General features: G+C 43.9%; 19 protein-coding genes. 10 read left to right on the top strand and 9 right to left on the bottom strand.

Going from position 1 to position 22,694, the window contains the following annotated elements:
- Window positions 1-54: 54 nt before the first annotated feature.
- The 4 genes from A1QO_RS12610 to A1QO_RS12595 form a co-directional block, all read right to left on the bottom strand.
- A complete protein-coding gene (locus A1QO_RS12610) occupies window positions 55-936 on the bottom strand; it encodes a delta-class carbonic anhydrase (protein ID WP_026026936.1) in 882 nt (293 codons plus the stop codon).
- A gap of 301 nt (window positions 937-1,237) precedes the next feature.
- Window positions 1,238-2,467 (bottom strand): ABC transporter substrate-binding protein, encoded by a 1,230-nt coding sequence (locus A1QO_RS12605; protein WP_017036190.1) that lies wholly within the window; start codon window positions 2,465-2,467, stop codon window positions 1,238-1,240.
- Between the two features lie 38 nt (window positions 2,468-2,505).
- Window positions 2,506-4,476: a HAMP domain-containing methyl-accepting chemotaxis protein gene (locus A1QO_RS12600; protein ID WP_017036189.1), complete on the bottom strand. Its 1,971-nt coding sequence runs from the start codon at window positions 4,474-4,476 to the stop codon at window positions 2,506-2,508.
- Window positions 4,477-4,601: 125 nt separating this feature from the next.
- Window positions 4,602-5,042 carry an Lrp/AsnC family transcriptional regulator gene (locus A1QO_RS12595; RefSeq protein WP_017036188.1) on the bottom strand — a complete coding sequence of 147 codons (441 nt, stop codon included), beginning with the start codon at window positions 5,040-5,042 and terminating at the stop codon, window positions 4,602-4,604.
- 114 nt (window positions 5,043-5,156) lie between these two features.
- Here A1QO_RS12595 and A1QO_RS12590 point away from each other — a divergent pair, with 114 nt between their 5' ends.
- A complete protein-coding gene (locus tag A1QO_RS12590; RefSeq protein ID WP_017038692.1) occupies window positions 5,157-5,741 on the top strand; it encodes a LysE family translocator in 585 nt (194 codons plus the stop codon).
- A 154-nt stretch (window positions 5,742-5,895) separates the two neighbouring features.
- On the opposite strand, the gene A1QO_RS12585 is transcribed toward A1QO_RS12590, so the two are convergent.
- The gene (locus A1QO_RS12585) at window positions 5,896-6,768 is read right to left on the bottom strand and encodes a LysR family transcriptional regulator (RefSeq protein WP_017036186.1); all 873 of its coding nucleotides are present in this window, start codon (window positions 6,766-6,768) and stop codon (window positions 5,896-5,898) included.
- Between the two features lie 214 nt (window positions 6,769-6,982).
- Between A1QO_RS12585 and A1QO_RS12580 the strand changes: the two genes are divergently transcribed.
- Window positions 6,983-8,131 carry an S-(hydroxymethyl)glutathione dehydrogenase/class III alcohol dehydrogenase gene (locus A1QO_RS12580; protein WP_017036185.1) on the top strand — a complete coding sequence of 383 codons (1,149 nt, stop codon included), beginning with the start codon at window positions 6,983-6,985 and terminating at the stop codon, window positions 8,129-8,131.
- Between the two features lie 157 nt (window positions 8,132-8,288).
- Window positions 8,289-9,134: an S-formylglutathione hydrolase gene (fghA, locus tag A1QO_RS12575; RefSeq protein WP_017036184.1), complete on the top strand. Its 846-nt coding sequence runs from the start codon at window positions 8,289-8,291 to the stop codon at window positions 9,132-9,134.
- 104 nt (window positions 9,135-9,238) lie between these two features.
- On the opposite strand, the gene A1QO_RS12570 is transcribed toward fghA, so the two are convergent.
- Window positions 9,239-10,264, bottom strand: a complete 1,026-nt coding sequence (locus A1QO_RS12570) for a lactonase family protein (protein WP_017040138.1) — start codon at window positions 10,262-10,264, stop codon at window positions 9,239-9,241.
- Window positions 10,265-11,156: 892 nt separating this feature from the next.
- On the opposite strand from A1QO_RS12570, the gene A1QO_RS12565 reads away from it, so the two are divergent.
- A complete protein-coding gene (locus A1QO_RS12565; RefSeq protein ID WP_017036181.1) occupies window positions 11,157-11,600 on the top strand; it encodes a dCMP deaminase family protein in 444 nt (147 codons plus the stop codon).
- A gap of 743 nt (window positions 11,601-12,343) precedes the next feature.
- Window positions 12,344-13,798 (top strand): glyceraldehyde-3-phosphate dehydrogenase, encoded by a 1,455-nt coding sequence (locus A1QO_RS12560; RefSeq protein ID WP_017036180.1) that lies wholly within the window; start codon window positions 12,344-12,346, stop codon window positions 13,796-13,798.
- 174 nt (window positions 13,799-13,972) lie between these two features.
- On the opposite strand, the gene A1QO_RS12555 is transcribed toward A1QO_RS12560, so the two are convergent.
- From A1QO_RS12555 to A1QO_RS12545, 3 genes are all read right to left on the bottom strand, one after another.
- Complete coding sequence (locus tag A1QO_RS12555) at window positions 13,973-16,420, bottom strand: family 20 glycosylhydrolase (protein ID WP_017040139.1); 2,448 nt, start codon at window positions 16,418-16,420, stop codon at window positions 13,973-13,975.
- Between the two features lie 77 nt (window positions 16,421-16,497).
- Complete coding sequence (locus tag A1QO_RS12550) at window positions 16,498-16,890, bottom strand: RidA family protein (RefSeq protein ID WP_017036178.1); 393 nt, start codon at window positions 16,888-16,890, stop codon at window positions 16,498-16,500.
- A gap of 65 nt (window positions 16,891-16,955) precedes the next feature.
- The gene (locus tag A1QO_RS12545; protein ID WP_017040140.1) at window positions 16,956-18,392 is read right to left on the bottom strand and encodes an N-acyl-D-amino-acid deacylase family protein; all 1,437 of its coding nucleotides are present in this window, start codon (window positions 18,390-18,392) and stop codon (window positions 16,956-16,958) included.
- A gap of 196 nt (window positions 18,393-18,588) precedes the next feature.
- Between A1QO_RS12545 and A1QO_RS12540 the strand changes: the two genes are divergently transcribed.
- The 5 genes from A1QO_RS12540 to A1QO_RS12520 all read left to right on the top strand — a co-directional run bounded on the left by A1QO_RS12540 (window position 18,589) and on the right by A1QO_RS12520 (window position 22,459).
- Window positions 18,589-19,854: an amino acid deaminase gene (locus tag A1QO_RS12540; protein WP_017041596.1), complete on the top strand. Its 1,266-nt coding sequence runs from the start codon at window positions 18,589-18,591 to the stop codon at window positions 19,852-19,854.
- 159 nt (window positions 19,855-20,013) lie between these two features.
- Complete coding sequence (locus A1QO_RS12535; RefSeq protein ID WP_017040142.1) at window positions 20,014-20,877, top strand: MurR/RpiR family transcriptional regulator; 864 nt, start codon at window positions 20,014-20,016, stop codon at window positions 20,875-20,877.
- Between the two features lie 157 nt (window positions 20,878-21,034).
- Window positions 21,035-21,280, top strand: a complete 246-nt coding sequence (locus tag A1QO_RS12530) for a hypothetical protein (protein WP_017038700.1) — start codon at window positions 21,035-21,037, stop codon at window positions 21,278-21,280.
- A 163-nt stretch (window positions 21,281-21,443) separates the two neighbouring features.
- Window positions 21,444-21,755, top strand: a complete 312-nt coding sequence (locus A1QO_RS12525) for a hypothetical protein (protein WP_017038701.1) — start codon at window positions 21,444-21,446, stop codon at window positions 21,753-21,755.
- Between the two features lie 218 nt (window positions 21,756-21,973).
- Window positions 21,974-22,459, top strand: coding sequence for an acyl-CoA thioesterase (locus A1QO_RS12520; RefSeq protein ID WP_017036172.1), 486 nt, complete (start codon window positions 21,974-21,976; stop codon window positions 22,457-22,459).
- Window positions 22,460-22,694 lie beyond the last annotated feature (235 nt).

The raw sequence follows: 22,694 nt of genomic DNA, 5'->3' as shown, positions 1-22,694 counted from the left end.
TGTCTAAATACCCATCAAGTTGCTGCAAAAGTCAGCTCGAAAGATCAACACGCCCTAGTTCATGGGAGACAACAGATCAGGATTCACGACTAAATTTCGTACCCCGTGAGCATGATTTTCATCAAAGACATTGTTTTCACACCAACGACCTACGCTACTAATATCTACTTTGGCTACTCTAGGACGTACACTCCACGTGACTTGAAATGGAGACCCTTTTTCATTAAAAGTAGGCCCAGTTGTCGAACCAGTGTACTGAATAGGTGTTCCGGTATCGCTCGGAATATTCACCGATTGATACTTGCCATTTTGTTCTTGGACACTCGCCAATTCAATAAAATCGCCAGCGTTGTTATCGTTGACCAGCACATAGACTTGGGTTTCAACACGAAGCTGCGGGTTACCAATCGCATCATTGAAACACGCCCCTAAGGTTGCTCCCGGTTGCACCTGAGATGTTGAATACACATAATGAGCTTCGATTGTATCGCCAACACTTAACCCACTAGGCTGGCTATGCTCACTATGCCCAGTAGGCTCACTTGGGCAAGCCTCACCCTCAAAAGACTTTCGCTCTGATGATGTCAGCGTACCTGAATATCGATAACCGCTTTGGTAGCCGTGACCATCGCCATTTCCGGCGTATTGAGTAAATTCTCCCCCTTTGTGTTCTGCATTTTTGTGAAAATGGATATTACATAGGTTCATTTCAGTAGCAGGAGGAGCAGCAGAAAATGTTCGTTGATTCCTTCCTTCTTTCTGGTCAAGGTCGCGTGGAGACTGCGGGCCAAACCCTTTCCCTTGAGTGTTCTTTGAAAGCACTGCACGCTGCTCAATAATGACACCATCCATGACGGAATCATCCGATGTATCATGGCCACTTTGGGCATTCACTAACGAAGACGAAGCAGCAATCACAACTGCTGCCGATTTTATCCAATAATTCATAGCACAACTCCATACGTTGTTTGATTAACTTAATGTTGATGACTCTAGTGCCTATTCAAATGGAGAATATCCAGATACCCCTTTGAACGTTCGTTAACACAAAGCCACCGCCTAACTTAATCAAACCCATTCATCACAATGTCAGTGCTTATCGTCCCAATGGTTAAAAAGAGAGTCTCTACCCAAATAATGTGCAAAAAAAAGCGATCATCATGATCGCTTTCCAAACGTTTAGAGCGTTCTTTCTATGTATTTAGAGCTAACGTTTTCACGTTCACGCTCACACTCACTAAGGTTTATACCAACCTTGCAGCCCTTGTTGTAAACGGTTAGCGGCATCAGTAGCCATCATTGAACCATTAATCACGCCAACACTGGTTTCCCAAATTTCCAACTCTAAACTCGGTTCGCCACGGTTTAAGATTTGGTAAGAGTTCCGAATCGTCGAGTCACAGGTGTCACGCCAAGCGATCATAGTTTTCGCTGTTGGATCAGCAACGTCAATAAAGTGATTCGATAGTGAGAAGAAGCCAGGTAAAGCGTTGGTAAAGAGGCCGGCGAATTCTTCGCTGGACATCCAGTCTATAAAAGTTTGTGCTTCCGCTAAGTTTTTACTGTTGGCGTTAATCCCAATACCGATATCAGTATGGTCACTGATAAAGCAATCATCGCCTGAGTTCTTAACCGGTGGTCTAAACACCCCTAAATCGATTTTGCTGTTAAAAGCAGAAATATCCCATGAACCGGCTGGATAAACGGCCGCTTTACCAGAGGCAAACATCTCTATCGCATCGGTATAACCACGATCTTGATATCCATCCCCCATGTAAGTACCCCAGCGGCCTAACTGCTCAAACACGGCTTGATATTCAGGGTCATTCAATTTCCCTTCGCCAGAAATCAAAGCAAAACGGCCATCTTCACCATTCCAGTAGTTAGGCCCAACATTTTGAAAGCCCATTGTTGCCGCTTCCCATTTGTCTTTTGTCCCCATGGCAATCGGAACATACTTACCACTGGCTTTGACTTTATCTAAGCCCATGAAAAATTCTTCCACGGTTTGAGGTTCTTTAAGGCCTAACTCAGAGAAGATGGTTTTGTTGTAAAAAAAACCGTGAATAACAGACGCCAACGGTAAACAAAAAGTCACGGCTCCATCATCAGTTTGCCATGCAGACTGTGCAAAAGAAGGGAAGTTTTCCATGCCGTCAACATCGGTTAAATCCACCAGATGGCCATCATTAAATAACTTAAGTGAATCATCAAACGGACGACACGTAATAATATCGCCAGCATTCCCCCCTGCAAGCCTTCCGTTTAATTGATCGTTATACTCGGTCGCTACAGTATGCTTGTATTCGACTTTAATATTGGGATGGACGGCATTAAAGGCGGGAATAATTTTGTTGTTCCAAATCTCCCCATCTTCACGCCAACTCTCGATAACCAGTGTTCCACTTTGTACAACTGCGGAAAAACAAACCGCAAATAACAGACATAGCTTGCCAAAATATTTCATAACACTCCCTTCCTTTTTATTTTTATACGTCCACACGGCTACAACTTAAACTTGTTAACCAGTGTCCGCTGCTGCTGCGCTAGCTGCGCTAACACGTCACTTACAGACGATGCGCCTCTCGCTTCTGTTTCGGTCTCAATCGCCACTTCCGATATTTCGTTGATGGTTTTTGCAATATCGCGACTGACCACTATTTGCTCTTCAGATGCATGAGCCACTTGCATGCTCATATCATTGATGGATTCCATACGCTCTGCCACCGACTTCAAGGTTTCATCGGTAATTCGACTCTGTTCAACACATTCTTTGGTTTTGTCCTGGCTCTCATTCATCACTTCGACTACTTGTTGAGAGCTTTCTTGCAGACTTTCTATCATCTTCTGGATTTCAACGGTGGATTGCTGGGTTCTTGTGGCGAGAGTTCTGACTTCATCGGCAACGACAGCAAAGCCGCGTCCATGCTCACCTGCTCTCGCCGCTTCTATCGCCGCATTTAATGCGAGCAAGTTAGTTTGCTCAGCAATGCCACGAATCACATCAAGAATGCTGCCAATGTTGTTACTAAACTCATCTAACTTATGGGTAATATCCACGGCGGTATTGATGGAGCGAAGCAGCTCCTCGACCAGCACTAAACTGCTGGCTACCTGCCCTCTACTTTCTTGAGTGCCGGTATTCGCCTTTTTAACCTCTTCTTGAGATTGTTCTGTTGAACGGAACACTTCAGACACGCTCACTTCCATCTCTGATATAGCGGCAGCCACTAAATCGATTTGCTGTTTCTGCGTGGACACACGGGACATGGTGGCATCGCTAATTTGTGATGCATTCTGAGCTTCTTCGGCTAAGCTGTCTGAGCCCGAGTTGATTTGAGAAAGCAAGTTTTTCATTTCAGAAACAAGTTGGTCAATGGAATTAGAGAGTTCACCGAATTCACAACTTGATTGGTAGTTCACATGGTGAGTCATGTCCCCTTGTGTCATCTTGCGTAATACCCGATTGATCAAGGACAGAGGTTTATGTATCGATCTGGATGTTAGGTAGCCAATGATTGCAGCAACAAATGCCGAGGCGATCGTCATAACGATGATCATAATTTCCGCAGATTCCACCGACTTAGCCGTGACTGAACTGGCCGAATCGACTTCGACCAATGCCATGTCTGAAAGCTGTTCAACCTCCGTTTCCATAGCACGTGTACTTTGCTGGGCTTGCTCAATCAAGCCTCGAATTTCGCTTTGCAGTTGGCGCTGACGAATCATTAGTGGCAGCATGCCTTTTTCTGATACTCCAGCTTCTTCTAGTTTCGCCAACGTTTTCTCGAATCGAGTAATGACTCCCGCACTGACTTTTATACTGCCAATACCTTCTTTGGCTCGGCTGACATTACTGGTAAATGTTTCCACTAATTTAGTCAGATCCATATCGGGGTTGGCTGCACGTAGTGTTCTGAGGTCTCGCTGTATTCCACTGGTTAAGCGATCGACTTTATTACTCTGAGAACGACTTTTGCTGACTTTATCTAGCAGCAGCAAGGTGACTTTTTGAAAAGAGTCTTCAAATTTCACAAAGACTTGTCTGGCACTATTAAGCTGTTGATTCAGCTCTATAGACTCCGTGTGCTGGCTCATGACTTGATCCGCCACTGAAAAATACCCTTCAGCGGTTTGTGTGATCACACTGGCTTTATCGGTTTGAGACGTGGTTGAGCGTATTCGCTCTAAAATGGCAAAAAATACCGCTCTTTGCTCATTAAATTCTTGTTGAATGGGAGGAAGAGATTCAATATCGGTATAAGTGATGTACTCAAGCAAGCTTCGTTGACTTTTTAAAACCGCCGTTTGTAACTTTGAAGTTTCGACTAAAAGCGGTGTGGCTTTTTGGGTAACTTGCCTAACATGAGAATCTACGGTCGTTAATTTGTAGTAACTGATCCCTCCGAGTAGGGCGAGCAACAGAAACATGATGAAATACCCACCAATGGTTCTTTGGACAATACTTAGTTTCATAATTTCCACCAGAAATGAACACTATCAATAAATGTAGACGAAGTTTTCACCTTGATCACAATTATTACTTCGTAGTTTCTAGACTTTCTGGATCTGATTAACGGATTTTTATTTCAGTAAACTCACTAACGCTCATCTTTAGGGGACCCCATCACCACCATTGTTGTGATGGATTTTACATGCTCACATTCACCCAGAACATCGGAATGGATGAGTTTATAACTTGCTAGAGAACTAGTCTCAATGCGAAGTAAGTACTCATTAGCGCCTGTGATGTTATGGCATTCTACAACCTCATCAACAAAACGAACATGCTCTTCAAATTCTAGTTGCGCCTTCTTACTGTGGCTGGCTAATCCAATGGACACATAAGCAATAAAACCAATTCCAAGCGGTTCACTGTTTAGGATCGCTCGATAACCTTTGATGACTTCTGTGCGCTCTAATTCCTGAACGCGGCGCAGGGTTGCTGAAGGCGATAACCCGACTCTGTCCGAAAGCTCAACATTAGAGATCCGGCCATCCACTTTGAGCGCTTGCAATATTCTTTCGTCAAACTTATCCATACCGTATTTTATTGCTCAATTAATTTTATATTCATCAATAAAAACACAAAATTGCGCATGATTCTACTTAACATTGTTTAAGAGAATAACAATGAACAACAATGAGGTACTTCAATGGAATTGGAACAACTGGGGGCACTGCTACTTTTCGCCTTCGTATCTACGTTTACACCAGGACCGAATAACATCATGTTGATGACATCGGGCGCGAATGTGGGCTTTGCGCGAACAATACCGCACATGCTTGGCGTTGCCCTTGGCTTTGCCTTTATGGTGATCTTAGTAGGAGTGGGATTAATGGGCGTATTTACGGCCTATCCAATCAGTCATCAGATATTAAAGTATGTGAGTGTGGCGTACCTTATTTATCTCGCTGCCAAAATTGCAATGAGCGGACGAGCAAAAGACGTCGATGATTTTAAGCCACTCTCTTTTATTGCAGCAGCGAGCTTTCAGTGGGTAAATCCAAAAGGATGGTCAATGGCCTTGAGCGCAGTAACACTATTCAGCAGCGCTGGCGCTTGGTTTGAACTGGCTATTATTGCCACAGCGTTTACCCTTGCTAACATTCCTTCGGTAAGCTTTTGGACGATTGCAGGTCAAAAGCTTCAACATTGGCTTATCACGCCAGTTCGTATTCGTGGTTTTAACCTTTCAATGGCGTTGCTGCTTCTCATTTCAACGGTGCCGATGCTGTAATTGAAACCCGTGCTTTAAGTAAAATCGGGGCTTTAAGTAAAATAGATGCTTAAGTGAAATAGATGCTTAAGTGAAACCGCAGCAATAATCAATAAGGCCATCTAGATTTCGATTGATGATACTAGATGGTCGTGATTGGGATAACCACTAACTATTACCTGGCTAAGTGGTCATAAAGAAAATCAATCAGTAAGCGTACTTTTGGCGATAAGTTTCGATTAGGAGGGTACACTGCCCAGATCCCCTCTTTGTCGTCTCGGTAATCACTCAACACTTCCACCAACTCGCCGCTTTCTAGCACTTCATTAACATAGTAATCCGGTAGCTGTACCATACCTAAATGACGTTTAGCGGCATCCAGTAGCGATAATCCACTGTTACACCGAATGCGACCCGACACTCGTAACGATTTTTCTTTGCCGCCCTCTTTGAAACGCCAGTGCCCTTGAGAGCCAACCAAGCAGTTATGGTGATTAAGTTCAGATAATGTGTGTGGTTCTCCCCAATGTTCAAGGTAAGTCGGGCTAGCACAAACATACAGCTGACGCTGAGAAAGACGCTTAGCAATCAAACTCGAATCTTCTAGCCGCCCCAATCTTATTGCGACGTCCACCCCCATTTCTATGAGATCGAGCTTCTGGTTGGTAAGCTGGAATTCTAAATCCACTTGCGGATATTGCGCTAAAAATTGATGAAGTAAAGGCGCCAGATGCGTTTCCCCATAAGTTACGGGGGCGGTCACTTTTAATAGACCTTTTGGGGATCGTTGCATTCGAGTGACCTCGATTTCAGCCAACTCTAACCCTTCAACTAAAAGTTTACACTGCTCAAAATAGATCTGGCCAGCCTCTGAAAGGGTCACCTTCCGAGTCGTTCTATGCAGCAGTTTTACCGCTAATCGTTCTTCAAGCGATGACACTCGCCGGCTAATTTGCGCGACCGATGTATTCATTTTTTTCGCCGCTCGAGTAAAACTGTTTGTTTCGGCCACGGCGACAAATTCACTCACGCCTTCCCAGTTTGCCATGCGATTCCTCAATGAGATTGGTGAAACCTTCATTATTACATATACGTAAAAATGTTTTCTATTATTACCGTATTATCATCTTTAATGAAATAGCTATACTGTTTCACAACAAATAAGACAAAACAAAAACAAGACAGCGGAAATCGACACTCTCATCTAATCTTATACAAGATATGGCAGCGCTTCCGCTTACTAAACCAGATAGGACTATCCAATGGCGATTGAAATCAAACCCGGTCAAACCTCTATTAAATCTAAAGCTGCTGTGGCATGGGCGGCTGGCGAACCCCTTAAAATGGAAGAAGTCGATGTTCAGCTGCCAAAAGCAGGGGAAGTCTTAGTTCGCATTGTCGCTACCGGTGTTTGTCACACGGATGCATTTACATTGTCAGGTGATGACCCTGAAGGAATTTTCCCGTCGATCCTTGGTCATGAAGGTGGTGGCATCGTAGAAATGGTAGGGGAAGGTGTCACCAGTGTTGAAGTCGGCGATCACGTGATCCCACTTTACACCGCCGAATGTGGTGAGTGTAAATTCTGTAAATCGGGTAAAACAAACCTTTGCCAAGCCGTCCGTGAGACTCAAGGAAAAGGGTTGATGCCTGATGGTACCAGTCGCTTCTCTATTAATGGTGAAACCATCTATCACTACATGGGCTGCTCTACATTTTCTGAATTTACTGTATTACCTGAGATTTCTTTGGCTAAAGTATCCAAAGAAGCGCCGCTTGAAGAAGTCTGCCTATTAGGGTGTGGCGTCACAACAGGGATGGGAGCGGTATTCAATACAGCGAAAGTAGAAAAAGGCGACAACGTAGCCATCTTTGGTTTAGGTGGTATCGGCCTATCAGCCATCATTGGTGCGCGTATGGCGGGTGCAAACATCATTATCGGTGTCGACATTAACGAGAGCAAGTTTGAATTAGCCAAACAACTGGGGGCGACTCACTGCATCAATCCACAAAACTTCGACAGACCGATTCAAGATATCATTGTAGAAATGACAGACGGTGGCGTGGAATATTCGTTTGAGTGTATTGGTAACGTTAACGTTATGCGTCAAGCGCTTGAGTGTTGTCATAAAGGCTGGGGCGAATCCGTGATCATTGGTGTGGCTGGTGCCGGTCAGGAGATCGCAACTCGTCCATTCCAACTGGTTACCGGTCGGGTATGGCGAGGTTCTGCATTTGGTGGCGTTAAAGGCCGCTCTGAACTGCCAGAAATCGTTAACCGTTATATGGCCGGTGAATTTGGATTGCAAGAGTTCATCACCCATACCATGGGCCTTCAAGACGTCAACGATGCCTTTGACCTTATGCATAAAGGCGAGTCTATCCGTACCGTTTTACACATGGATAAATAAACTCACTTAATGAATAAACCAAGCGACTGAATAAACCAAGCGACTGAATAAAATAGGTTACTGAATAAACGCCTTTGTCATTGAAGGCGTTTCACTTTTTACCTTTTGATTATTCGTACCGTTTTATTATTTGTACCTTTTGATTTTTGGAACCCTTATGACTATCGAAAACATCAGCCAAGTCAAAGTTTCAGGTGGTTGGCACAAGCAATTCACTCATCACTCAACGACTCTGAATTGTTCAATGCGCTTTGCTATTTTCCTCCCGCCGAATGCCACCAAAACCTCGCCAGTTCCTGTTCTTTATTGGTTATCAGGGCTAACATGTACTGACGAAAACTTTATGCAAAAAGCGGGGGCGTTTAACAAAGCCGCAGAGCTTGGCATTGCGATCGTCGCACCAGATACTAGCCCAAGAGGAAGTGATGTGGCTGATGATGACAGCTACGATCTGGGTCAGGGGGCTGGATTCTACCTCAATGCCACAGAAGAACCTTGGTCTCGTCACTACCATATGTATGATTACGTGTCTCAAGAGCTGCCTAAGCTCATCGAGCAATGCTTTCCAGTGTCATCCGTTAAGTCTATTTCTGGGCATAGCATGGGCGGCCATGGTGCTCTTACCATTGGGCTTAAAAATTCAGATCAGTACCAATCCATTTCCGCTTTCAGTCCAATTAGTCATCCAATAAATTGCCCTTGGGGACAAAAGGCGTTTAACGCGTATTTGGGGTCGAATAAAGACGATTGGAAACAGTACGATGCGTGTGAATTATTAAGAGATGCACCATCTAGTCTGCCGATTTTGGTCGATCAAGGTGAAGCGGATAACTTCTTGGCTGAACAGCTAAAATCACAAGAACTCGTTGAAGCCGCGAAGCAACATAACTCGCCTTTGGATTTGCGGATGCATGCGGGCTATGACCACAGCTATTTCTTTATCTCTAGCTTTATTGATGAACATCTGTCATTTCATGCTAAGTATTTGATCAATACCAATTGAGAGAACATGAATAACAAAAACCAACAGAGAGCGACCATTCGCTCTCTTTTTTGGATCCAAATCTTGGTCTCTGCTCTACTAATATAGCTACTCTACTCATATAGCTACTCTGCCAACATTGGTACCACACAAACAGGGACCGTTGTTTTCAACGTATGACCGCTGTAAACCAGGTCGCCAGTGTCTATGTCTCGTTTAAAACTCACCAATGAATTGGAACGCTGATTGGCAACAATACACCACTGGCCGTCATGACTCATGGCGAAGTCGCGTGGAAAGTCGCCTTCGGTTTCAACGGATTTAAGCCATTTTGGCAGTGCGCCATCAACTGAGAATATTGAAATTTGATTTTGATGGCGACAAGAAACATACAGAAACTGCCCATCAGGAGACAGTTTGATGGCAGAGGCTGCCTCTCCTTTTTCTTGATTCGGCAGTAAATCCGTTTCATCAACAACAACCCATTCGTCATCAATGTCTTTGAGCGTCACGAGCGTTTCAGACAATTCACACACCACATACGCTGTTTCTTCGATTTTATCGAAGACTAAATGCCTTGGCCCACTACCAGCTGGCATCAACACACTTTGCACCGGTGTGTTCTCAAAAGTCAGGCTATTGCGATCATAGGGGTAAAAATGAATAACGTCAGCCCCCAAGTCAACCACGGCTAATTGGTCACGAGTCGATAAAAAGGTGACCTGATGCGCATGGGGTGAGGTTTGTCTGTCGGGGTTCGCGCCTTTACCATCGACAAACAGATCCGCAATCAGATCGGTAGGGAGGCCTTGGCTGTCCAAAGTGACGATATTGACGTTGCCAGTGCCGTAATGAGCAATGGCGATGAACTGCTGATCTTTATCTACCGCCAAATGACACGGTGAATCCCCAATCAAATTTACAGTATGCTGTGATACGCTATTTGACATGTGTAATTTAGGAGGGCTTTCTTTTTCCACTTCATTTACGGTGTACACCGCCTTCGAGGTAGCTAAAGCATAAGAGGGGTTCTTCGTTTGAAGCATCACTTGCTTGTGCGCCATTTGACCGGAACGTCGGTTTAACTCGACAAGAAGCATTCCCTCATTGGCCTGTAAGCCATCACTGTAACATCCGATGATGAAATCCATTTATTCCCTTAATCAGTATTGAGTTAGAAAGAGCCTGTTACGACAGTCTACTATACATCTTCAAATGGATAGGGTGAGCTAGCTTCAATTGTTTGTGAAATAAGAACCGTTTATGAGATAAGAAAAAACCCACTCAGCTTTCGCTCAGTGGGTTTTCTGTTCTTACTCGCAGCAATCCTGCTACTGATAGATGCTCCCTGCATCGAATCCTTGATAGTAGGCTGATTCCTTCAGCGCTTTCCATATCATCGCCATCCTAGCGGTGTCCTTGGCCATCCTGCCCGTTAGCTTTCCTGGCTAACTTACATCACCCTTCCGTGAGTAGTGTCCTAACTTCATCATCCTGACAAAGATTTGCCTTAATCCTTTAAGCGTCCATTAACATAGTTGGTAACAATCCTTGCTACTAGCATCCAGCTAATGTCCTTTGCAGTCCTTGCTGACTATTCTTCCTGAATAACCATATCTTCTTCCTGAAGATGACCTTTCCTTGGGTCTTTCCTGTTCCGTGTCTGCTTCCTGCTGACAAGACAAATACTACGATGCTTATCCATCTTGGGCAATTATCAGCAAATAATCACTGCCAGATAAAAACGGATAAAAATAGTACAAACCATTATTAAACAAATACTTATTTAAGTTTCTTTTCTTTTATCGGCACAACTTGATTCCATACTCTCACATTGATGTAAGAGATCTCTTACACGCTAAAGAGCCGATTTAGAAACATCTGGCTCGCTTGATGTGAGCGACGATGCTTTCTTGATCACCTTTAGCATCGATTAACCCAATAATCATGTTAAATACTCAACCATCAAAAAGCGTTAGGGGATATAATGATGGTATATTCAACCCATTCTTCTCCCCTTCGCTTATCAAATAAGGAGCTCTAATGATCTCTAAATGGTCACAACGATTTTTCCAAATGGCTGAACTCGTCGGCTCTTGGAGTAAAGACCCATCGACTCAAGTAGGCGCCGTGATTACAAAAAATAATCGTATCGTCTCAGTCGGTTTTAACGGTTATCCCCATGGGATTTCAGACAGCGCCGATACTGATGACCGTGATATGAAGTACTTGAAAACATTGCATGCCGAAGAGAATGCGATTTTGTTTGCCAAGAGAGATCTTGATGGGTGTGAGGTTTGGGTCACCCACTTTCCTTGCCCAAACTGCGCCGCTAAAATTATCCAAACGGGTATTTCAACGGTCCATTGCCCAGAACAAACGGAAGATTTTTTGTCACGCTGGGGGGAAAAGATCAAGATTAGCCAAGATATGTTTTCTCAAGCGGGTGTTACCGTCGATTGGCTGCCATTGGATAGCCTAAAATAGACGGTTGACGGGGGCGATAAACGGTCTGTCTTTAAACACAAGTAGACTATCTAGGCGATGTTATCCTAGATAGTCTGACCCATTCTGAAACGCCTTTGCGTCACTTAACGCTTATCTCACCTTTACGTTTACCTTTTACTTTTTACTTCTTACTTCACCTAGTATTTCAGCTTTCTTTTTCAGCGCGTTCTTCACTGCCGACATACATCTACAGGCACTTATTCCGTTGGTAGCGATGAAGTAAATCGGCTTGGTCCACAGCGTAAAGTGAGTTCCACCATAGAATAGGGTAACTCAACGACTTTTCGCCAATCTATCGTTTACTTTTTATGTTGTTAATCTTCCATCCAGCACAAAATTAGTGAGCGTAATGAAAACAGAAAATAAATAGTGTGCCAATAAACCATATCGTCTCGAATTAAGTCTGTACTTTTAAAAAAGTCAATTGGCATTTGGCCGCGAGACACTAACACAATCCGCCTAGTTAAAATCAATATATAGTGTTAAATGTCGCCGTTATTTTTCCTAGCAGAATAACACTTCACCATTTACAATCCTGCCCCATAATAATTACAAAGATAAAACATCGGCTATTTACCTTTCTCCGCAGGGATCCTGAGCTTAGCCAAGGTCCTTAAGTACGATACTTAAATGTGACTCTTTAATGCGAATAGGTAGGTAAGTACCGTTTAGAACACGTTCCAATAACATAAGCTCAAATAACGAAAAGGTCCCCCACTACCATGTCTTCAGAAAAACAGAGTCCTGAGAAGCACCTTCGCGATTGGCAAACCAGCCAAACGATTGCAGAATCTACTTCACCCCTATTAGGCCAGCTGTATCGAGAAAAAGGGGTTGAAGTTATCCTCTTTGGTAAAACCCTCGTCAATGCAGACACTATCGATATCATTAAAGCACACCGACTCTCTCGTCACTTTACCGACCAGCCACTGACCCTAGAACAAACTTCTCCTATTATTCAATGCTTAACTAAAATGCCACTTTCGCCATGCAGAATCGATGTTGGACAACTTGCCCAGCAATATTGGCGCAGCCATGACGACACTCATGCATTGAATGATTTTCTGCACACAGCACTGTTAAAAGCCATGGATGGAAAGACCATCACTGAGCCACGTGATGTCGTTCTTTACGGCTTTGGCCGAATTGGTCGACTATTGACGCGTTTATTAGTTGAAAAGAGTGGTCCTGGTTACCCTTTGCGCTTAAGAGCGATTGTTGTGCGCGGAGGTAAAAAAGGCGATCTAGAAAAACGGGCTAGCCTGTTACGACGTGACTCTGTTCATGGCCAATTTAACGGCAGCATTGTGGTTGACGAAGAGCGTAAAGCGATCATTGCCAATGGTAACTACATCCAAATTATCTATGCCAATAAGCCTGAAGAAATTAACTACAACCATTACGGAATTAACAACGCCTTGGTGGTTGATAATACCGGTGTATGGAGAGACAGCGAAGGGCTTGGCCAACATTTAGGCTGTGATGGTGCTGAAAAAGTTCTGCTTACCGCACCGGGAAAAGGCGACATTAAAAATGTTGTATTTGGTGTGAATGAAGACGTTATTCAGCCAGAAGACACTATTATTTCGGCAGCCAGCTGTACCACCAATGCAATCACTCCGGCTTTGAAAGCGATTAACGACAGGTTCGGTATTCAATCTGGGCATATTGAAACGGTGCACTCGTTTACTAATGATCAAAACCTGATTGATAACTTCCACTCTGGTGATCGTCGCGGTCGTAGTGCGTCGTTGAATATGGTGCTAACCTCGACCGGTGCTGCCAAAGCAGTATCGAAAGCACTACCAGAGCTGACGGGGAAATTAACCGGTAACGCCATTCGTGTTCCAACACCGAATGTTTCAATGGCCATTGCCAATCTGAACCTAGAATCGAACACGACAAAAGAAGAACTCAATACGTACCTTCGTGAGATGGCATTGACCTCTTCACTGTCTGCACAAATTGATTACACAGACTCAACGGAAGTGGTATCTAGCGATATCGTAGGATCACGTCACGCTGGCATTGTCGATGGGGTTGCCACCATTGCGCAAGACAACCGTTGTGTCGTTTATATCTGGTATGACAATGAGTTTGGTTACAGCTGTCAGGTCGTTCACTGTATGGAGCAGATGATGGGCGTTCGCTACAAGACCTACCCTGCTTCGTTATAGTCAGTGTGTTTATAACTTAAGAAAATGAGACTCCACAACAACTACAATAAAAAGCTCACCCTGTCGTGATAAACCTTTAACGGCTAACACTACGTGGATGAGCTTATGCTTTGCCTTCATTTACCGCTTTCTCGTTTAACGACCAGAAAGCGGTTTTTTTACTTTATTTACTGCTTACCGGGAGAGTTGACGCACTAACGCTTCCGTTGGTCGAACTATCGCGACGATGGCTTCATCGTAGATTTTCGCCGACTCGTCGATTACCGCTAGATACGCTTGCGCATCCGCACCTCGAATTGTGTCGCCCTTCTTCGCCTTCTCAATTAAGGTCAAACCAAGCTCAGCGATTAACTCCGCTTTTTCAGCCATAATGACGCTATCAACGGCCGCAACATGGTCTGCGAAGATAGGTTGTGACGCAATGGCGGCTTCGCGCACGTTTTTGAAGTGCATTTCTAGATCCACCAATGCCGTGCTGTTACCCATAGCATAATCGGCAACCAATTTTTCCATGTCACGCACCGCGTAGCTTTCAACCACCAGCGCATCAACAAAGCGGTTTAGACGCTCATGTTGATTGTAAAGATCACCGTTATTCTCGGTAGAAATCCACTTTTCCCAGTTTCGAGCATAATATTGCGCAGGTTCCATATATCTCGCTAATGCTTGCAGCGGCTGAATATCTTGCCCTTTCGCCAAGCGTTTAAGCAACATATCGGCGTTAGCATGATGACGCAAGCCCACGGAAACCTCTGACCAAGTATCCATCACCGCCATACGCTCATACATACTCTCTTCATCAGTGATTGACGCATCCGACCATAATCTTTCTGCGATTGCGTAGCTACGAGGCCATAGGTACGACTCTACGGTATGGGTGTCTTTGTTCTCAAGCCAGATAGTGATTTCACCGCCTAGTATAAGTGCTTTCTCTTTTTCTGTTAGCTCTGCTGGATACCCACCATCAGGCTTAGGAATCACGCTGCCTTCGAGCGAGCTACTGGCGATAACTTCACCCGTTGTTGGCCAACGTACATTACCGATAAGTTGATAGCTTCCCTCTGCAAAGCCGTTCTGATTAAGATTGAGATTAAACTCTGTGTACGACATAAAGTTATCGAAATGCGCGACTAACGTTTCACCCGCTTGGTATTTCTTGATAAAGACTTCTTCTCGGGGTTTTCCATTGTAGTCAACGAACGCACGAGGTGTTCCGTCTGTTGCTTCGATGATAGTAAGTAACCCCTTACGTGGACCACCCTTAGTACACGGCTTTTTCCATTGATAGCTCACAAAGCTCTCTCCTGCATGAAGAGAATCATCAACGGTGATCCCTTTTGGAATCGGATCATTGCGGTAGTGGTAGCTGGTTGGTTGCGGCTGATCGAGGTAGTAACCTGTCGATAGAATACCTTGGTAGCCTTCTTTCGCTGCACGGCCAATACTGTCGTGACCTTGCCAGCTTTGGATCACAATCGATGTTGGCAAGTCTTTGTGCCAGATTTCATCCCAACCGGTCATCTTCTTACCGCGCGCTTCTAACATCTTCTCAACTTTAATGTTGAGATACGATTGAAGGCCACGCTCACCATCGAGATTATTATCAGCAATAAAAGCTTGGTGTTTGTCGATGTTTATCCATTGTGAGTAGTTTGGTTCATCGCCGCCAATATGAAAATACTCATCTGGGAACAGCGCAACCATTTCGTCAAATACATCGCCTAACATTTCGTACAGCTCAGGGTTTAACGGATCCATGAGTGGTTCAAATACTCCCCACTCACGTTCTTGTTCATACGCTTGACCTTCACCCCCCGACATTAGATGCGGATAAGCATGCGCTACCGCAGAAGAGTGCCCCGGTAGTGATACCTCTGGAATCACACGAATACCTAAGTTGCGTGCATACTCGACAAGGTAACGAACCTGATCTTTGGTGTAGTAGTTACCATCTGAGCTTTCAGACCATAAACGTGTCCAAGAATCGGTTTGGATACGAATACCTTGGTCATCCCAGAAGTGCCAGTGGAACACGTTCATTTTCGCTGAAGCCATCGCATCAAGTTGACGAATCAAGACGTCGAACTCAATAAAATGGCGAGACGTATCGTAGGAAACGCCACGCCATTGGAAGCGAGGCTCATCAACAATGGTTACCGCTGGAATGTGGTAGCCAGTCGATGTTGCTTCAACTAACTGAAGAACCGTTTCAATACCACGCATCGCACCATATGGGCTTTCTGAAGATAGCGTGATTTGATCGCCTTTGGTCTCGATTTTGTACGACTCATCAGACTCTATATTTTGAACTTCGGTCTTAGGAGCACGCTTGATGTCGATAACCAAGTTGGCTTCTTTTTCATTCTCAGTCTGCCAATTTAGTGTTGGTACACCGGTCTGTCTTTCAAGACGATCAATAAAACGTTTTGCTGTGTATTCAACACGGTCAGAGTTATAGCCTTTAATAAAAACCTTAAATTCGCTATCAACTGTTACTTGGCCTTTATTTAATTCCACCGTTTGTGGATAAGGCATTAGATTTAAATCAGTATTTGGAGCCATTGCTAATTCCATTATAAAAGTCAGTGAATCAACCAACGTAGAAACCAATGGAAAAATCATCGGCCTCAATATTAATTATTGGTATTTTTCCACTAATTAATACTGCCCTATAAATAAAGTGACTGGAACTACTATTATTAAGCACGATCTTTACGGTAACAAGTCACGTCAACTTCTACCTTCACATCTACAACTAAATCACACACCATACAAATACGTGCAGGCGGGTTCGCACCAAAGAACTCTTTAAAGACTTTATTAAATGATTGGAAATAACGAGAATCGGTTAGCACCACTTTTACGTGCATGACATCTTCAAGCTCATAGCCACACTCCGTCATGATATCGACGCAGTTTTGAATCGCTAGACGCGACTGATCAATAATACCACCTTCAACGACTTCGCCATCGGTCATTGGAGTTTGACCGGATACGTACAAGAAACCTGCCGCTTCTGTTGCTCTTGCAAAGGGTAAATGTTGACCACCAGTACCTGTACCGCCTTCTATACCATAACGTTTAATTGACATTTTCTTACTCCAGTTAAAATGATGAATACTATTCATTGCTAAATTAATATTGGATTGGTATTCATCTAATTATTATTAAATATAAATACACCCGATCGTTTCTTCAGTACTGCCCCTTTATAATATGACAGTACACCATTGACAAACACATACTCTATACCTTGGGACGCTGATATAGGGTTTTCAAATGTTGCAGTATCTTTAACCGTATTTGGATTAAAAATAACTAAATCAGCATAAGCGCCTTCTTTTATAATTCCACGCTGGTTTAAGTTATATCGCTTCGCCGATAAACCCGTCATTTTATGAATCGCTTCCGACATGGAAAACAACTTTTCATCGCGGCTATAGTGGCCTAACACTTTCGGGAAAGTCCCCCAAAGACGTGGGTGTGGATGAGGATCATTAGGCAAGCCATCTGAGCCCACCATTGTGCGTTTATATTTAAGAACTCGCTTCACATCTTCCTCATCCATGCAGTGATAAACTGCGCCCGCTGGCTGTAACGCTTTTGCAGCGTCCATCAATGGCAGTTTCATCTCTGTTGCGATGTCTTTTAACATCTTGCCTGCGTATTGGGGCAACGCTTTGGACCAGGTAATGAATATATCAATCTCATCAGTAACCTGTTTCAAATCTAGTGTTGATGAGCTGGCTGAATATGGGTAGCAATCGCACGACACGTCTTGGTGTTTGGATGCCATTTCTAGGTGATCAATCACCTCTACCGTTCTACCCCAGTTACCTGCACCCGCACATTTTAGGTGTGAAATAACAACAGGAACGCGAGCGTGTTTTCCGGTTTCGAACGCTTCATCCATCGCGCTGATAATTTCTTCAAATTCCGTGCGCATGTGAGTGGTATAAATACCACCATGTTCTGCTAGAACCTCAGACAGCTGCATGACTTCATTTGCCGTCGCTTGTTTAGCACTGGCATAAGCAAGACCTGAACTAAGACCTAGCGCGCCTTGATCCATCGCACAGGTCAAAGACGCTTGCATTTGAGCAATTTCATCATCGGTTGCTGTGCGATCTAAACGATCCATCACTTGATTACGCAACGTGGTATGCCCTACCAACGCCGCAACATTGACTGCAGGTTTTGCAGCTTCGACCGCTTCTGCATAAGCTAAAAACGAGGGGTATTTAAAATCTTTCTGCTCGCCCAATAAATTCATTGGATCAGGTGGCGCCGTTGTCAATACCGCGGGGGAAGCACTAATGCCACAATTGCCAACAATGACAGTCGTTACACCTTGGCTTATCTTAGGTAAACACTCTGGGTATCGAATCACGTTGGTATCATCGTGAGTATGCACATCAATAAAGCCTGGTGCTAACGCAAGACCGTGCCCTTCAATAACGTGCTGGCTGTCTTCGATATCTAGTGTGCCTATTTTTTCAATTCGATTATCTCGGATTGCGACATCAGCGAAGAATGGCTCTGCACCAGAGCCATCAAACACCTCTATATTTTTTATCATCGCATCGTACAACATGCGGTGTTCTCCAATCCGTCATCTCTATGCTAGACATTCTATTATTTCCACAAATGAAATAAGTGATTAACCACACAAATAGTTTCAGTTTGTTTGATAGTTTCTAACATTTACACCAGAATGCTAACACAAGAATACATCAAAACAATAACTTAAGTGATGATACTTGGATATTAACACTAGGGAACACGCCAAGATGAAAGATAGAAATAACCAAGAAATAACGCTTGGATTAGAAGATCTAGGCCATAAGGGTCGCGCGATAACATCAACTAAAGCGCCCGTTGAGTCAGCAAAATACAGTCTGGTTGAGGAAGACATTTCACTGCCCGTTGCCGTGATTAAACAGTCCTCGTTGTCCAACAATCTTCAATGGATGCAGCGCTTTGCCAATCAGCATCACGTTCATCTCGCACCGCATAGCAAAACAGCAATGACCCCAAGTTTTATGCAACAACAACTTGAGAGCGGTGCTTGGGGGATTACAGTTGCAACCCCGGCTCAAGCGGAAGTCGCCGCACTGGTAGGCGCCAAAAATATCATCATGGCGAATCAGCTTGTTGGTAAAACAAACATGGCGATAGTAGTAAATCTAATTGAGCGGTTTGATGTGAATTTTTATTGCTGCGCTGACTCTATGGTAAATCTTGGTCAATTAGAGCGATTCTTTTCCAAAACCAACACCACACTAAACATCCTTATAGAGCGCGGTGTACAAGGCGGGCGATGTGGCTGTCGCACCGACGATGAAATATTGGGACTTGCAAAAGCGATTCAAGACATGCCTTCTATGAACCTATCGGGTATTGAAGTATACGAAGGGGTAATACAAGGTGAACAACAAGAGCAGAAAATTAGAAGTTTCCTTGATGAGACACTCACGTTAGTTCAGCACCTTGCCGATCAAGGTTGGATTACCGCCAAACCTATCGTCACTGGCGCAGGGTCAGCTTGGTACGATGTTGTTTCAGAATGTTGGTCAAATTTAACACACACAACGGCAGTAATTCGCCCTGGTTGCTACGCTATTCACGACACAGGCATTTATTTAGATGCGCAAAATGGTGTCATGGCACGTGCGCAAGCGAATGGTGGCATCGCTTGTGATCTCGGTGGTGATTTAGAGTCTTCATTGGAAGTTTGGGCTTATGTTATTTCGAGACCAGAGCCTACTAGAGCCATCATAGGATTAGGCAAAAGAGACGTCGCTTTTGATGCAGGTTTACCAATCGCCGAACGTGGCTACCGCGATGGCCAACCTATTTCAGTCGCTGGTATCAAGTCAACCGCAGTTATGGATCAACATACTTTTGTTGAACTTGACGCAGAGAATGAACTGGAAGTCGGTGACATGATCGCATTTTCTACCTCACACCCATGCCTAACGCTAGATAAATGGCGTCATATAGCCATTTGTGATGACGACTATCAGGTGATGCATTGGGTAGAAACCTGCTTTTAATAGGCCGACATTCGGTATACTGAGAAAAATACAAAACAACCGCCACTTATTGCCAGTCAACGTCTAATAGTTAGTCAACGTCAAACGACTGATAAGTACCATAGTCAATAGACAACACTAAATCGATGCCAATAAGCGGTAACAAAAAAGGAATACTTTTTGACACTTGAAGTAGATATTGTTTCCCAAATTGCTGAGCGTTTTGGGGCGCTGCGAGAAGCAGAGAAAAAAGTCGCCAAACTGGTCATGGACGACATCAATTTTGCAGCAAACGCCAGTATTACAGAACTGGCTGAAAATGCAGGGGTCAGTGAAGCGACCATTACTCGCTTTGCTAAAGCCATTGGCTGTAATAACGTTCGCGATATGAAGATTAAGCTCGCTCAGTCACTGACCATTGGACAGCGATTCATACTCGACCCACCGGATCAATCAGGCTACCAGGGGGTATATGAGTCAATAAAACAATCGCTCGACATCAATCGCCGCCTAGTCAATGAACAAGACATCGAAATCGCAATAGATTGGCTGCACAAAGCAAGACAGATCATCTCTATTGGAATGGGAGGAGGGTCAACTATCGCCTCTCAAGAGCTTCAACATCGACTGTTTCGTTTCGGTTATGCCATTGTCGCTTATAACGATGGAATGCTTGCGCAAATGGTGGCGGCAACCGCAGATAAAAACGATGTGTTTGTTATCATCTCGGCGACGGGGTTTACACCTGTGTTGGTCGAAACCGCGCAGCTTGCTAAAAAATACGGTATGAAGGTAATAGCTATCACTCCCGTAAGCACACCACTGGCCAACAATGCCGATTTAATATTGCCGATTCAGCACGATGAGACGGATTTCATTTACAAGCCATCAGCATCGCGCTATGCAATGTTAGCGCTTGTGGATGTTATTTCATTGGAACTTGCAGTCGCACACAAGCGTCAATCAAGAGATAAATTAAGACGTCTAAAAATGGCGCTTGACTCTCACCGCGGTGGCAACGAACGGCAACCTCTAGGCGACTAGAAATCGGGGTAGCAAGTCACAGTAGCAAATCATAGTAACAAAATGGTTAGGCATAGAGTAAGTAAGTAAGAAAGTAAGAAAGGTGCTTCCAATAGTGTTCATCTTTCATTCATCTATTATTCGTTATAGTAGATGTGTTACTTAAGAGGTTAATATAATGAATAGATTAATAGTCACTACGCTTGCCTTGATTACTGGCTTTTTTACTCTGGTTTTTGCACTTGTCATGGCGATTCCTCTTGCCATTGTAGCTCTTATCACCGGTAAACGGCTTCAGAAGCAGATGCAAAATCAAATGAACGCCCACAGTGTAAACGAAAAACGCCGGACACCCTTCTCCGACGCTGGTGCTTTTCCACACACCAACACCATTGATGGCGAGTTTGAAGAAGTTAACCGATAGAGGCGATTTCTTCTTTTCGGTGTGAATCTGTTACCTGGTTTAGGACAACGTTGGCATCCTAAATCAGAAGCACCACATTTGCTCCAATTCCACTTTACTCCGTTTCACTCTCCGTTTTTGCCTATACTGTGAATATCTCTTCCATCTTCTTATAGGCGACCTGATGGCTGATCATAATATTGGACAAATACTCCAAGCGTTCAACAGTATCGAATCACAAATAAAAGAACAGAATAAAATGATCAAAGAGCTGGCATCGAAAGTCAGCTCCCTTGAGGCACAAAACAAAACAATGGCGCAATTGATACATCAACTTCAGAACTCATCACCGCAACCCCCGCTGTTTGACCATGATAGAAATGAGTTTCAAGTAAAAGTAATGCAAAGCCTGAGTGCTATCGAAAATAAGTCAAAAAAAGCCATAGAGTTAATTAAAGCCAACAGTGCAAGCACCAAAAAAAGGGCCTGGCCATAGCGGCTTAATGTCGCGTTAGCCCGCTCTCATTGATGCCCTCTCGCTCCTATTCTCTTTGAGTTTTTATCCCCCGGCCTCTATGTCTTAGCGCTCAAATATTTCGTTGCTCTAGCTAGACTCAAATGTTTAGTCTAAAAGATAAGTGAACATAAACATGTTTATGTTACTGTCTGCTAACTATTATATTAATAACAGATAGAACAACAAAGGGTAAAAATATGAGCAGTGGAAAAAGAGAAATTACATTGCGTTTTTTGGCTGAGCCTAGTGATGTCAACTTTGGTGGTAAGGTACACGGTGGCGCGGCGATGAAATGGATCGATTTAGCGGCTTACGCCTGCTCAGCGGCATGGAGTGGTAAATACTGCATTACCGCCTATGCGGGGGGCATTCGCTTTGTGGCACCTATCCATGTGGGTAATCTTGTAGAGGTCAGTGCAAAAGTGATCTATACCGGATCCAGTTCAATGCATATTGCCATTGATGTTCAAGCCAGTGACCCAAAAGAGATGAATAACCGACTGACAACACACTGTATCGTTATTATGGTTGCGGTCGATGAAAATGGTCATTCGACCAAAGTGCCTGAATGGGTACCTACGACAGAAGAAGACATTCATTTGCGAGATTCAGCCATTCGATTAATGAAAATGCGAAAAGAGATCGGTGCAGAAATGGAAGCGCACGTACAATACCTTAAGTAACCTTTACCTGCGCTAATTCAAAGAGAGATACCCAAAAGTCAAAACCGGTACCTAAAGTGCCCGTGCCAAAAATCGAAAGCCTAAGTCATGGTTCTATCATCATCGCTTAGGTTTTATACCAATCGTAGTAAATGACTGTTCACCCTAGCGGGTTAAAATACTCGATAACTGCGTTACAATTTTTGATTGTAGAATAACGACTGAACAAAAAATTCCTCCTTGTTCTCAAGCCTTT

Source organism: Vibrio genomosp. F10 str. ZF-129, from assembly GCF_000287055.2.
GTDB lineage: Bacteria > Pseudomonadota > Gammaproteobacteria > Enterobacterales > Vibrionaceae > Vibrio.
This window is presented reverse-complemented; position numbering and strand designations above follow the sequence as displayed.